We start from the raw sequence: 13,320 nt of genomic DNA, 5'->3' as shown, positions 1-13,320 counted from the left end.
AATGAACACTGGTTCAGTGACGTCAGTCATGCCAGGAAAACCATCAGTGAATGGCGTCAGGATTATAACGAGTGCCGCCCGCACTCCGCGCTGAATTATCAGACGCCGTCTGAGTTTGCGGCGGCCTGGAGAAAGGGTAATTCTGAGCGTGAAGGAACCGACATTACTAACTGAGCGTTGTATCTAACCCTGGGGGCAGGTCAGGATGTCTACCAAGTACCACCAGTTACTCGGTAGACAAATTGTTAAATTCAAGTAACAAAAGGATAAAAAATGAACGGCGATGATAAAAGTGAATCTCAGAAACAAGCTGAATTCAGGGAAGGTCGAAACGAAAAAATTTCGTCGTCGAAAACTCCGTTTAAAGATTTCTTAGCTGGCGTTGGATTTCTGTTCGTACTGGCTGCTCTTTTATATATGTTGTTCGGAAATGTTGAGATCGGTAAGTTGAGCTTTGGCTACAACGATTTCTTTGGTTACTTTATTCGATATAACATATAGTTTGCGATTGAACAAAATGTGTTCAGAGGCGATACTACGAGTATATAGTGACAGATATTATTTCTGTACCGAGGTAATATTAAAATGGGAAAAAACCTATGATAAAGAAACTTTTTTACTTTTCTATTCTATCAGTATCATTAAACGTAAGTGCTGCCGGATTTGATTGCTTAAAAGCTTCTACAGCTGTAGAGCATATGATCTGTGATAACAAAGCGTTAAGTGCTCTTGACTCTGCAATGACTAATCTATATCAAAGTAAGAAAGATAACAGCCTGAAAGAAATTCAACGAGGATGGATTAAAACAAAAAGAGACAGTGCTAAATCTATAGATGAGCTGAATACTCTCTATGCAGAGCACATTCAATTCCTGACTGAATATGCAGAAGCAACTAATCATAGTAATGAAAATCAGAGTGCGATGAAGCAATCTCAACCTGTCGCCACTAAAAGTAAACTACAATTATCTGACTTTAGTAACGACTTTATTTTCGTTGATGGTAATGAGTATTCAACTCAGTATCAAGATATGAATAGATCAAACTATGTCTTGCGATGTGCTGATGCGATGATGATTGATGTTATGAATATTTGGAGAAAAGATTCAGCTAAGAAGAATGAGACTCGTGAGTTCAGTAGGTTAAGAGATAATGTTTATAATGGATTGTGGAATATGACCGTGGATAATATCGATAGCAAGGTAAATACTCAAGAAATGAGAACTATTTGCGATCTATTAGTAGCTGGTAATTGATAAAGATACATGGCCTTTTATTAGGCCATGTAAATAATCAAAGATGATTTGTTTATGCGTCTACGACGCTGTGGCAAGCCACATTATTTTTAATCTTTTTACCTGGAAAGTAATATTAGTTGTAATGGTAAGAACCTAGATTCATTATAACATCAGGTATTGTAAGGCGAATATCAATACGAAATATATAGTTATGCGTCTACGACGCTGTGGCAAGCCACGTATTTTATAATCTTTTTACTTGGCAGGTAATATTAGTTGTAACGGTAAGAACCTAGATTCATTATAACATTGGATATTATAAAGCGAATAACAGTATAGAAAATATTTTATTAATTGTTAGATGATGTCGGAGGTTGTAATAGGTGGAAAGGCATTATAAAGATGATAGCACACTTTTTTGATTTTCTAAAAATGTGGTGCAATCTGTAAAAATAATATATCTCATTGATAATATTGTTTTTTCCTAAGCTATCTTGGTGTTGCCTAACTAACCTTAGCGGTTTAGTGCTTTGCGTAATGTTGTGCGAGAGACAGGATGCCCCACTTTTGTCAGATGAGCGAGCATTTGAGCTTCAGTGGCTCCCGGAGCGATTTTATTCTTAAGATGATTAACTATCGTAGTGTATCGTTCCAAGGTCGCCTGACGTCTTTCAGATGATTTTAGGGCTATTGCTTGCCGAACCGCCTCGATCTTATACCCATAGCTTTTACCATTGCTGCGACCATTACTGAATCCGTCTTTGATGCGCTCTGCGATGCGTTTACGCTCAAATGTAGCTACAGAGGCCATGATGGTTAGAATCATCTCACCAATCGGCGTTGATACATCAAGCGCGATATCTAAAATTTTCAGCGTCACTTTCTTTTGTTGGAGCCATTTAACGGTATTGAGGCAATCAGCAGTATCACGAAAGCCACGATCCAACTTGGCAATAACGATAGTATCGCCGGGTTTTAATTCATTGACTAACTTTTGTGCTTCTGGACGTTTCTGGAAAGCTATCGAACCTGAGATGTTAACATCAGAGTAAATGGTATCGATCTTTAACTGCGATTCAATAAGCGTGATTTGGTTATCGGTAGTGCCGGTTTCGTTATCGGCCTTGGATACTCTTGTATAAGCAAAAATTGTCATGTTTTCCTCCTTTCTGTAAATTATATCTTGCAGATAGGAGGAAATACATATTGTTAGTTAATTTACTTTGCTGTTTCTTCCTCTACACGGAATCCAGCCAATAGCTTCTGTAGTGCAATGGTATCACTCATAAACTTGATTTCACCATCAACCATTAAGAAATTCTGCTTATGGCCTGAAAGGTGAAGAATCTTTACGACCCATCCGTTTCCTGAACGAGTGACGGTAATGTTTTTCAGTACCCTTTTTAGCAAAAGGTTTAGCTCTAAGCCATCAGTAATGCTAGAGAGTTTCTCATTTTGAACTGCGTCAATGCCACGCTGTTCTCGCGCATCTTTTGTAATCTGCTCGGTAATTTCCTTTACTCTATTTTCCATTGTACCGATGCTTTTGATTACAGACAGAGGAATGTTGTCCAGAGTTTGTAGTTTACTATTCAGATCGCTAATGCGCTTTTCAAGTAGTTGCCTTTCCTGATGGATTGACTGGTCGAGTGAAGGTTTTTTCTTGAACTCTAACCGACCAAGAATAGTAGTTAACGCACCATCTAATCCTTTGATTGAAATGTTTTGCGAGCACCGACCATCTTTAGCATTCAAGCATCCGTGATAAACGTACAGTTTTCCTTTTACGGTGTGTTTTCTTTTTATTAATGCGCCACCACATTCACAGCGTAATAGTCCGCTATAAGGGTTATCAGCACTACGGCGTCCCCGTTTGGATTTGCTTTGGTCTGATTGAAGTAACAGCCAATCCTCTTTGCTGATCAGGGAAGGGTAGTATCCTTCAACTAAATCAAGTTTGACTAGCTCCCTTTCTTTAGTCGTTTCACCAGTTTGATATGCACCATATAAAGCAGGGTTTTTTAACATTTTGGTTATTGATGCATGATTCCACTGAGAAGCACGGATGCCAGCAGTGCCTTGCTTATTAAGCGTTTTGGCAATCATGTTACTACCTTTGCCTTCCTGCTTGAGACGGACGATTTGCCTGGCAATCTCGGCTTTGTCGCCAAGTTCATACCCATCGGTAGTGCGTTGCAACCAAAAGGGCAAAACTTTATTGATGGGTTTACCAGCCAGTGCGGCTTGCCGTTGTTGGCCTTTGGTTTCTCTTAGACGTACAGCTTTTCGTTCCGATTCTTTATGGGCGAGATCGGCAGCTACGGCGATACGGATAACGCTTTGTAGATCGTTAAGACTGCTTTTGGTTAGTAGCAAACCATCAGACAGACTGACGACCTGAACTTCTTTGCGAAGAATTTCTTTGACCGTTTCCAGAGTGGCATCAATACCTCGTCGTGAAAGGCGATCTAGTGCTTCTATAATGATTGTTGAACCTGCGCTGATCTGGCCTTCTTCGATGGCTGCAAGCATGTCTACAAGAGAGGCACGTTTACCCTCACGAAAGGCACTGATACCAAGATCCTGAAAGTTTTTGCTGGAGAGTTTCAGGCCATTTTTGGTGGCGTAATCTTCAGCCATTTCCGTCTGTCTGCGCAGGCTGTCACCCAATTCTTGCCGCTTGCTTGAAAAGCGAACATAACTGTAGGCGATCCCGTTGTTCTGTTGTGGCATAATGTGTCCAAAATCACGTTTCTATAAGAGTATATCCTTTGCTATTAAGTAACAATATCACTATGCAGTTCGGCAGTAAGCCGTTGTTTGAAAACATCTCTGTCAAATTTGGCGGCGGTAACCGCTATGGTCTGATCGGAGCCAACGGCTGCGGTAAATCGACGTTCATGAAAATCCTCGGTGGCGATCTGGCGCCGAGCGGCGGTAACGTGTTCCTGGATCCGAACGAGCGCCTGGGTAAACTGCGCCAGGATCAGTTCGCTTTTGAACAGTTCAGCGTGCTGGACACCGTGATCATGGGCCACACTGAACTGTGGGCGGTGAAGGAAGAGCGTGACCGCATCTACGCCATGGCGGAGATGAGCGAAGAAGACGGCTATAAAGTGGCCGACCTGGAAGTGGCCTATGGCGAGATGGACGGCTACACCGCAGAAGCACGAGCCGGTGAGTTGCTGCTCGGCGTGGGTATCCCGGTAGAACAGCATTATGGCCCGATGAGCGAGATCGCTCCCGGCTTCAAACTGCGTGTCCTGTTGGCTCAGGCCCTGTTCTCCGATCCGGAAATCCTGCTGCTCGACGAACCAACGAACAACCTGGACATCGATACCATTCGTTGGCTGGAGCAGGTGCTGAACGAACGTAACAGCACCATGATCATCATTTCGCACGACCGTCACTTCCTGAACATGGTTTGTACCCACATGGCGGATCTGGACTACGGCGAACTGCGTGTCTACCCAGGTAACTACGACGAATATATGACGGCGGCTACTCAGGCTCGTGAACGCCTGATGTCTGACAACGCCAAGAAGAAGGCGCAGATTAACGAATTGCAGTCCTTCGTTAGTCGCTTCAGTGCCAACGCCTCAAAGTCCAAGCAGGCGACCTCTCGTGCCCGTCAGATCGACAAGATCCAGCTGGAAGAGGTGAAAGCCTCCAGCCGTCAGAATCCGTTCATCCGTTTTGAGCAGGACAAGAAGCTGTTCCGTAACGCGCTGGAAGTGGAAGCGCTGGCCAAAGGCTTCGACAACGGCCCTCTGTTCAGCAAACTCAACCTGATGGTTGAAGTGGGCGAGAAGGTGGCGATCCTGGGTGCCAACGGTATCGGTAAATCCACCCTGTTGAAAACGCTGGTCGGTGACCTACAGCCGGATAACGGCAGCGTGAAATGGTCGGAAAACGCCAAGATCGGTTACTACGCACAGGATCACGAATACGAGTTCGATGAAACCCTGAGCGTGTTCGATTGGATGAGCCAGTGGAAGCAGGAAAAAGACGATGAGCAGGCGGTACGTAGCATTCTTGGTCGCCTGTTGTTCAGCCAGGACGATATCAAGAAGCGCGTAAAAGTGCTGTCCGGTGGTGAGAAGGGCCGTATGCTGTTCGGCAAGATCATGATGCAGCGTCCAAATATCCTGATCATGGATGAACCGACCAACCACATGGATATGGAATCCATCGAGTCACTGAACATGGCGTTGGAAATGTACGAAGGTACTCTGATCTTCGTTTCCCACGACCGTGAGTTCGTTAGCTCGCTGGCCACTCGCGTTCTGGAAATGACGCCGAACAAGGTGATCGACTTTACCGGCAACTACGAAGACTATCTGCGTAGCCAGGGTATCAACTGATCTCTTCGAGTTTTACCGCACGCCCCTCACCCCAAGCCTCTCCCACAGGGCTGTCTCTTGATCAGATCTCCTGATCAAGAGACAGCTTTGGGAGAGGGCTAGGGTGAGGGGCCTCATCTTTACCACACACTTCACACCGCGGGTCCTTCGGCAGCTTCATCTCGCGAAACTGCATACTCATCGCATCAAACATCAGCAACTTACCTACCAAAGGTTGGCCATAGTTTGCCAACAGCTTGATGGCTTCCATCGCCTGTAACGTACCGATGGTGCCCACCAAAGGCGCCATCACGCCAGCCTCAACGCAGGTCAGCGCATTTTCCCCAAACAGCCTGCTCAGGCAGCGATAGCAGGGCTGTTCCGGCTGATAGGTAAAGACGCTGAGCTGGCCCTCCATACGGATGGCGGCCCCTGAGACCAGCGGTTTACGCTGTGCATGGCACAGGCGGTTGAGCAGATCGCGGGTCGCCACGTTATCAGTACAGTCCAGCACCACGTCGCAAGCGGCAATCTGCGCTGCCATTTGCTCGTCATCCAGCTGTGTGTCCAGGGTATCAATACGGATATGAGGATTGATGGAACTCAGCTCAATGCGGGCAGATTCGACCTTCGCCATGCCAATGCGGTCATCCCGGTGCAGGATCTGGCGTTGGAGGTTGGAGAGGGAAACCGTGTCGAAATCAACCAGCGTCAGATGGCCGACGCCAGCGGCAGCCAAATAAGGCGCCGCCGCACAGCCCAGCCCGCCAAGCCCAACGATCAGCACGTGTGCCGCCTGCAGCTTTTCCTGACCGTCGAAGTCGAAACCCCGCAGTACGATCTGGCGGTTGTAGCGCAGCGTTTGGGCATCGGTTAATTCCGGCAGCATGTTCAGTTCCTCAGCAACGCATTGAAAGGTTCGATATCTACTGTCTCACCAGCGGCCACCGAGCCACGTTCGCGCTCCAGCACGATAAAGCAGTTACCCTGGCTGAATGAGCTGAACACGTGGGAACCCTGATGGCCGGTGGTGCTCACTTCCAGCTCGCCTTGGGCATTGCTGGTGAAGATGCCGCGCTGGAAATCGAGGCGACCCGGAGACTTTTTCAGTGGCGTCAGGGCGCGAGCTTTCAGGCGGGGTGGCAGTTGCCATTCGGTGTGACCGGCCAGCTTGGCCAGCAGCGGTTGCACTAGTTGATAGAAAGTCAAAGCCGCAGAGACCGGGTTGCCAGGCAGGCCACAGAACCAGGCGTGCTGCAGCTTGCCAAAAGCAAAAGGTTTGCCCGGTTTAATCGCCAGTTTCCAGAAGCTGACTTTACCCAGTTCATCCAGCATCTGCTTGGTGTAATCGGCCTCACCGACGGAAACGCCGCCGCTGCTGATCACCACGTCGGCCTCGCTATCCGCTTGGATAAAGGCCGTACGTAATGCTTCCTGATTATCACGAATAATCCCCAGATCGATCACCGTGCAGCCGAGCTGTTCCAGCATCAGGCGAACGGCAAAGCGGTTGGTGTCGTAGATCTGCCCGGCTTGTAGCGGCTGGCCGACCGGCTGCAATTCGTCACCGGTAGAGAATACCGCCACCTTCAATTTACGCATCACCTGGACATCGGCCACGCCCAATGAAGCTAGTAACGGCAACTGTGCGGCCCCCAGCGTGATCCCGGCGGGCAGCACGCTCGCCCCGCGCAGGATATCTTCACCCGCCAAACGGATATTTTGCCCGGCGGTTACTGGGGCGCTGAAACGCACTCCAGCCTCAGTCACTTCCGCCTGCTCTTGCATGATCACCGCATCCGCACCGGCTGGAATTGGCGCTCCGGTCATGATGCGAACGCAGGTGTTGGCAGGCCAAGTATCCGTAAACGGCGCACCGGCAAAGGCTTTACCTGCTACCGGCAACGGCGAGTTACCGTTCAGGTCATTTAGACGTACTGCGTAGCCATCCATCGCCGAGTTGGCGAAGGGCGGGACGTCAATGGGGGAAACTACCGGGGTGGCGGTAATGCGCCCGGCTGCGCTGGTCAAGGCGATAGATTCGCTCTGTTGCAGTGGTGCGATCTGGGAGAGCATTTTCTCCAGCGCCTGCTCAAGAGAAATGAGGTCAGAAGTATGACAGTGATCCATAAACAAAACTCCGTAATCGGCGTGCGCGAATTTTTCGGCAAAGTGGGGCTATTATGGCAGATAACGCCGAAGAGGAGATATACCCGTCGTCTTTCAAGCTACAGCGTTGTTACCTGTGCTTGCCCACCCCAGTCACTTACTAAAAGTAAGCTCCTGGGGATGGGCAAGCTTGTCGCCTAGGCTGTGCTGTACAAGGATGTACGAATGCCGCGAGCGCATGGACGCGCTAGAGCGGCCAACTTGAAATCCATAGGGTATATGCGGTGAACCTTTCAAACTTTCCGTTGTAGTTACCAACAGGAGACAGCCATGCATCAGCAGGTACTGGATTTTTGGTTCGAAGAGATCGACCCAGTCATGTGGTTTAAGAAGGACAATGAGTTCGACCGTTTGCTGCATACCCGCTTTGGCCAGATCTGGCAGGCGGCGGCCCAAGGGGAGTTGGCACATTGGCGTGAAACCATCACCGGCAGGTTGGCGGAAATCATCGTGCTCGATCAGTTCAGCCGTAACCTGTTCCGTAACACGCCACGCTCCTTTGCTTGTGACGCAATGGCGTTGGTGCTGGCTCAGGAAGCGATTGCCACTGGGCTATGTGAAAACCTGACGGTCGAGCAGCGCGGCTTCCTCTATTTGCCGTTTATGCATTCCGAATCCGCCTTGATCCACCAGCAGGCGTTGGTGCTGTTTCGCCAATTAAACAATGGCGATCAGCTGGAATTTGAAATACGTCACAAGGCCATAATCGATCGTTTTGGACGTTATCCCCATCGCAACGAGATATTAGGCCGGGAATCTACGGTTGAGGAGCAGAAATTTCTGCAACAACCGGGTTCGGGTTTCTGAATATTTTTCATGTGCGTGTAAGCGGGGAATCGCGGAGAGGTGCATGGGATAACGCTTATTAAACATCAGCCGAACCGTAGTATTTCCCGCTGCTGACAATATGCCGGTTAAATCTGTCAGCGGTAAATTAAAAGCGGGATAACACCCTGTTTTTATAATGTTTAGTTCTTTCAATGCACAAAAGCGTCTAAGCAGACTAAGCTAAATGCTTGGTGATGAGTTTGTGCTTTACATCGATTGCCGGGCTAAATATAGTCGAAAAACACTAAATAATAATTCTCTCTCCATTTTCATGCGGTACCTGCTTGAATTGCCGCGGATAGACACAGGTGTCAGGTCAATGAGCAAACCAGTGATTGCCATTCATGGTGGCGCGGGCGCAATTACCCGTGCGGCATTGAGTGCAGAGAAGGAACAAGATTATATCCAGGCGCTTTCCAACATTGTGGCTGCCGGGCAGGCTATTTTAACCGCAGGCGGCAGCGCACTGGACGCGGTAACGGAGGCAGTCAGGCTGCTGGAAGAGTGCCCGTTGTTCAACGCAGGCAAGGGCGCGGTATTTACCCATCAAGGTACCCATGAGCTGGATGCCTGCGTGATGGATGGCCGTACCTGTGACGCCGGGGCGGTCGCCGGGGTCAGCCGGATACGCAACCCGGTACTGGCCGCGCGTACGGTGCTGGAAAACAGCACTCATGTGCTGTTTGGCGGGGAAGGGGCAGAAAGATTTGCCGCCAATCACGGTCTGGAAATGGTCGAACCCGATTTCTTCTTTACCCAGGAACGGTTTGACCAATTGCACCGTGCTCAGGCGGAGCAGGGCCGTGTATTACTCGATCACGATGGTGCGGCGGCGCTCAGCGGTGACCCACTGGATCCCGATCGCAAATTTGGCACCGTGGGTGCGGTAGCGCTGGATGCCCTGGGTAATCTGGCAGCGGCCACCTCAACCGGTGGCATGACCAATAAGGCGGCAGGGCGCATTGGCGATACGCCGATTATTGGCGCCGGTTGCTATGCCAACAACGCCACGGTGGCAGTCTCCAGCACCGGTACTGGCGAAATCTTTATGCGCACCGTCGCGGCCTACGACGTTTCTGCACTGATTGAATATGCCGGTCTAACCCTGCAACAGGCCTGCGATAAAGTGGTGATGGACAAGCTGTTGGCGCTGGGCGGCAGCGGCGGGCTGATTGCTATCGATCGTTTTGGCAACGTCGCACTACCGTTTAACAGTGAAGGGATGTATCGCGGTTTCGGCTATGTCGGTGATGCCCCTTCTGTGGGTATCTACCGCTGAACGCTTGCCTGGAGGGCGCATGACCGATACTGCTATCCAGCCACAGGCAGAGTGTGGGCTGATTTTACCGCCCGAGCGCGTCCTGGCGGTGAGCGATTTGTGTGTGCAATTTCGCCAAGAAGGTGACGTCGTTGAGGCGGTGCGCCATCTGGACTTCGACATTGACCGTGGCGAAACGCTGGCGATCGTTGGAGAGTCCGGCTCTGGCAAGTCGGTCACTTCACTGGCGTTGATGCGTCTGGTAGAGCAGGGCGGCGGTGAGTTAACCCGCGGCGCGATGCATTTTCGCCGGCGTAATGGCCAGGTGCTCGATCTGGCCAAGGCGAAACAGAGCACCTTGCGAACCTTGCGTGGTGCCGATATGGCGATGATTTTTCAAGAACCGATGACCTCGCTCAACCCGGTGTTTCCGGTGGGGGAGCAGATCGCCGAATCCTTGCGTCTGCATCAGGGGATGGATCACCACAGCGCCAAACGTGAAGCGCTGCGTATGCTCGATCTGGTGCGTATTCCCGAGGCCAAAAACGTCCTTGGCCGCTATCCGCATCAACTGTCTGGTGGGATGCGTCAGCGGGTGATGATCGCTATGGCGCTGTCGTGCAAACCGGCACTGTTGATTGCCGATGAACCCACCACTGCGCTGGACGTCACCATTCAGGCGCAAATCCTGCAACTGATCCGCGTGTTGCAGCAGGAAATGCAAATGGGGGTGATCTTCATTACCCACGATATGGGCGTGGTGGCGGAGATTGCCGATCGGGTACTGGTGATGCATCAAGGCGAGAAGGTGGAACAGGGGGAGGTGCGCCCGTTGTTCGCAGCTCCTCAGCAGCCTTATACTCGGGCTTTGTTGGCCGCCGTACCACAGTTGGGTGCGATGGCAACTCGTGACTTCCCTGCCAAATTTCCGTTGGCTGGTGTCGATGATAACGATCAGCCACAAGACACCATTCCTGCCGGGGCTACGCCGATCTTGCAGGTAGAAAATCTGGTCACGCGCTTCGATCTGCGCAGCGGCATTCTCAACCGCGTCACGCGTCGCGTACATGCGGTGGAAAATATCAGCTTCGATCTCTATCCCGGCGAAACGCTGGGGTTGGTGGGCGAATCCGGCTGTGGCAAATCCACCACCGGCCGTTCACTGTTAAAGCTGGTAGATAGCCAACGCGGCACCATTATCTTCAACGGCCAACAGATCAACCGCTTGAAAGGCTCTGCCCTACAGCATTTGCGCCGTGATATTCAATTTATCTTTCAAGACCCTTACGCTTCCCTGGATCCACGGCTCACCGTTGGTTTCTCCATCATGGAGCCGTTGCTGGTACACAACGTCGCTCGCGGGGCAGAGGCTGAAAAACGGGTGGCCTGGCTATTGGAGCGGGTAGGGCTGAAGCCGGAACATGCGCGGCGTTATCCGCATGAGTTTTCCGGTGGTCAACGCCAGCGTATCTGCATTGCCCGCGCGCTGGCACTCAACCCGAAAGTGGTGATTGCCGATGAGGCGGTCTCCGCGTTGGACGTATCGATTCAGGCGCAAATCGTCAATCTGCTGCTCGATTTACAGCGTGAACTTGGCATCGCGTTTCTGTTTATTTCCCACGATATGGCGGTAGTAGAGAGAGTCTGCCATCGCGTCGCGGTGATGTACCTGGGCCAGATTGTTGAGATTGGCCCACGCCGTGCGGTGTTTGAAAACCCGCAGCACGCCTATACCCGTAAGCTGATGGCTGCCGTGCCGGTGGCCGATCCAACCCATGCGCATAAACACCGGCCATTGCTGGTGGATGAAATACCCAGCCCGATCCGTGGGCTGGATGATGAACCCGTTACCGCACCTTTAGTGCAGGTAGGGCCAGGGCACTTTGTGGCCCGCCACCCTATTGCCGGTGCCTTTTAGCCTTGCCTCAGGAGAGTTAAGCAATATGACTAAGCACACATTCAAGCGTAATGTTTTGGCCGCCGTACTGCTGGCTGCCGCTGCTGGCCCGGCTTGGGCTGCCAAGGATGCGGTGATTGCCGTAGCGTCCAACTTCACCACGCTCGACCCGTACGATGCCAACGACACCTTGTCGCAGGCGGTCGCTAAATCCTTCTATCAGGGGTTGTTTGGCTTTGATAAGGATATGAAGCTGGTGAACGTATTGGCAGACAGTTACGACGTCAGCAAAGACGGCCTGACCTACACCATCAAGCTCCAGTCGGGGGTTAAATTCCACGATGGCAGCGCATTCGATGCCGAAGCGGTCAAGGTTAACCTGGATCGTGCCAGTAACCCGGATAATCGCCTGAAACGCTACAACCTGTTCAAGATGATCGATAAGACCGAGGTGGTCGATCCCACTACGGTCAAGATCGTGCTGAAAGCGCCATTCTCAGCGTTTATCAACAACCTGGCGCACCCGGCGGCGGCGATGATTTCCCCGGCTGCACTCAAGCAGTATGGCAAGGAGATCGGTTTCCATCCGGTGGGAACCGGCCCTTACCAGTTCGAAACCTGGAACCAGACCGACTATGTGAAAGTGAAGAAATTCGACGGCTACTGGAAGGCGGGCTTACCTAAGTTGGACAGCATCACCTGGCGGCCGGTAGTGGATAACAACACCCGTGCGGCGATGCTGCAAACCGGTGAGGCGACTTTTGCTTTCCCAATCCCTTATGAGCAAGCCAAGGTGCTGGAGAAAAACAGCAAGCTGGATCTGGTAGCCGCGCCGTCGATCCTGCAACGCTACATCAGCATGAATGTGACGCAGAAACCGTTCGATAATCCGAAGGTGCGCCAGGCACTGAACTATGCGATCAACAAGGACGCACTGATTAAGGTCGCGTTCTCCGGGTTTGCTGTTCCGGCGGAAGGCCCGCTGCCTCCGGCCATTGATTTTGCTACCCGCTACAACGCGTGGCCATACGATCCGGCCAAGGCGCGTGAGTTACTGAAAGAAGCGGGCTATCCGAACGGGTTTACTACCACGCTGTGGTCTTCCCATAACCACAGCACCGCGCAGAAAGTGTTGCAGTTTGCTCAGCAGCAGCTGGCGCAGGTTGGGGTCAAAGTGACCGTCACCGCGATGGATGCGGGCCAACGTGCGGCGCAGGTAGAGAGCGTAGGCGTGAAGGACACCAGCGTGCGTATGTTCTATACCGGCTGGTCGGCCTCAACCGGGGAGGCCGATTGGGCACTGACGCCGCTGTTCGCCACGCAATCCGCACCGCCTAAGCAGTTCAACACCGCGTTCTACAGCAATCCGCAGGTCGACAAGGATCTGGCTGATGCGCTGGCCACCACCGATCGTGCCCAGAAGCAGGCGCTGTACAAAGATGCACAAGATCGCATCTGGGCCGACGCACCATGGATTTTCCTGGTGACTGAGCGTCTGCTGTCTGCCAACAACAAACAGCTGAGCGGCTTCTACGTGATGCCGGACACCTCGTTTAACTTTGATAATGCGGATCTGAAATAACAGAC

12 protein-coding genes are annotated in these 13,320 nt (G+C 51.2%); 8 read left to right on the top strand and 4 right to left on the bottom strand.

Going from position 1 to position 13,320, the window contains the following annotated elements; translation table 11 throughout:
* The 3 genes from KAJ71_RS21040 to KAJ71_RS21030 form a co-directional block, all read left to right on the top strand.
* Positions 1 to 174, top strand: a 174-nt coding sequence (locus KAJ71_RS21040; protein ID WP_248947480.1) for an integrase core domain-containing protein, incomplete at its 5' end; no start/stop codon positions are given.
* Between the two features lie 99 nt (positions 175 to 273).
* Positions 274 to 501, top strand: a complete 228-nt coding sequence (locus KAJ71_RS21035) for a hypothetical protein (protein ID WP_248947476.1) — start codon at positions 274 to 276, stop codon at positions 499 to 501.
* 98 nt (positions 502 to 599) lie between these two features.
* Positions 600 to 1,256, top strand: a complete 657-nt coding sequence (locus KAJ71_RS21030; RefSeq protein WP_248947475.1) for a hypothetical protein — start codon at positions 600 to 602, stop codon at positions 1,254 to 1,256.
* A gap of 496 nt (positions 1,257 to 1,752) precedes the next feature.
* On the opposite strand, the gene KAJ71_RS21025 is transcribed toward KAJ71_RS21030, so the two are convergent.
* Entirely contained in the window at positions 1,753 to 2,394 is a 642-nt protein-coding gene (locus KAJ71_RS21025; RefSeq protein WP_248947474.1) for a recombinase family protein, read from the bottom strand.
* A gap of 62 nt (positions 2,395 to 2,456) precedes the next feature.
* On the bottom strand, positions 2,457 to 3,971 hold the full coding sequence (locus KAJ71_RS21020; protein ID WP_248947473.1) for a recombinase family protein: 1,515 nt from the start codon (positions 3,969 to 3,971) through the stop codon (positions 2,457 to 2,459).
* Positions 3,972 to 4,009: 38 nt separating this feature from the next.
* On the opposite strand from KAJ71_RS21020, the gene KAJ71_RS21015 reads away from it, so the two are divergent.
* Positions 4,010 to 5,602: an ABC-F family ATPase gene (locus KAJ71_RS21015; protein ID WP_248947472.1), complete on the top strand. Its 1,593-nt coding sequence runs from the start codon at positions 4,010 to 4,012 to the stop codon at positions 5,600 to 5,602.
* A gap of 61 nt (positions 5,603 to 5,663) precedes the next feature.
* Here KAJ71_RS21015 and moeB read toward each other — a convergent pair whose 3' ends face one another.
* Complete coding sequence (gene moeB / locus KAJ71_RS21010; RefSeq protein ID WP_248947471.1) at positions 5,664 to 6,470, bottom strand: molybdopterin-synthase adenylyltransferase MoeB; 807 nt, start codon at positions 6,468 to 6,470, stop codon at positions 5,664 to 5,666.
* A gap of 2 nt (positions 6,471 to 6,472) precedes the next feature.
* Complete coding sequence (gene moeA, locus KAJ71_RS21005; RefSeq protein WP_248947470.1) at positions 6,473 to 7,711, bottom strand: molybdopterin molybdotransferase MoeA; 1,239 nt, start codon at positions 7,709 to 7,711, stop codon at positions 6,473 to 6,475.
* A gap of 309 nt (positions 7,712 to 8,020) precedes the next feature.
* On the opposite strand from moeA, the gene KAJ71_RS21000 reads away from it, so the two are divergent.
* The 4 genes from KAJ71_RS21000 to gsiB all read left to right on the top strand — a co-directional run bounded on the left by KAJ71_RS21000 (position 8,021) and on the right by gsiB (position 13,315).
* A complete protein-coding gene (locus tag KAJ71_RS21000; protein ID WP_248947469.1) occupies positions 8,021 to 8,557 on the top strand; it encodes a DUF924 family protein in 537 nt (178 codons plus the stop codon).
* Positions 8,558 to 8,897: 340 nt separating this feature from the next.
* A complete protein-coding gene (locus KAJ71_RS20995) occupies positions 8,898 to 9,857 on the top strand; it encodes an isoaspartyl peptidase/L-asparaginase family protein (protein ID WP_248947468.1) in 960 nt (319 codons plus the stop codon).
* 19 nt (positions 9,858 to 9,876) lie between these two features.
* Positions 9,877 to 11,754: a dipeptide ABC transporter ATP-binding protein gene (locus tag KAJ71_RS20990; protein WP_248947467.1), complete on the top strand. Its 1,878-nt coding sequence runs from the start codon at positions 9,877 to 9,879 to the stop codon at positions 11,752 to 11,754.
* Positions 11,755 to 11,779: 25 nt separating this feature from the next.
* The gene (gene gsiB / locus KAJ71_RS20985; protein ID WP_248947466.1) at positions 11,780 to 13,315 is read left to right on the top strand and encodes a glutathione ABC transporter substrate-binding protein GsiB; all 1,536 of its coding nucleotides are present in this window, start codon (positions 11,780 to 11,782) and stop codon (positions 13,313 to 13,315) included.
* Positions 13,316 to 13,320 lie beyond the last annotated feature (5 nt).

Source organism: Serratia silvae, from assembly GCF_023282985.1.
Taxonomy (GTDB): Bacteria; Pseudomonadota; Gammaproteobacteria; order Enterobacterales; family Enterobacteriaceae; genus Chania; species Chania silvae.
This window is presented reverse-complemented; position numbering and strand designations above follow the sequence as displayed.

Coding starts and splice junctions, on each gene's coding strand:
- moeA (WP_248947470.1), bottom strand. CDS start 7,711: ATGGATCACTGTCATACTTCTGACCTCATTTCTCTTGAGCAGGCGCTG.
- gsiB (WP_248947466.1), top strand. CDS start 11,780: ATGACTAAGCACACATTCAAGCGTAATGTTTTGGCCGCCGTACTGCTG.
- KAJ71_RS21025 (WP_248947474.1), bottom strand. CDS start 2,394: ATGACAATTTTTGCTTATACAAGAGTATCCAAGGCCGATAACGAAACC.
- KAJ71_RS21035 (WP_248947476.1), top strand. CDS start 274: ATGAACGGCGATGATAAAAGTGAATCTCAGAAACAAGCTGAATTCAGG.
- KAJ71_RS20995 (WP_248947468.1), top strand. CDS start 8,898: ATGAGCAAACCAGTGATTGCCATTCATGGTGGCGCGGGCGCAATTACC.
- KAJ71_RS20990 (WP_248947467.1), top strand. CDS start 9,877: ATGACCGATACTGCTATCCAGCCACAGGCAGAGTGTGGGCTGATTTTA.
- KAJ71_RS21000 (WP_248947469.1), top strand. CDS start 8,021: ATGCATCAGCAGGTACTGGATTTTTGGTTCGAAGAGATCGACCCAGTC.
- KAJ71_RS21030 (WP_248947475.1), top strand. CDS start 600: ATGATAAAGAAACTTTTTTACTTTTCTATTCTATCAGTATCATTAAAC.
- moeB (WP_248947471.1), bottom strand. CDS start 6,470: ATGCTGCCGGAATTAACCGATGCCCAAACGCTGCGCTACAACCGCCAG.
- KAJ71_RS21020 (WP_248947473.1), bottom strand. CDS start 3,971: ATGCCACAACAGAACAACGGGATCGCCTACAGTTATGTTCGCTTTTCA.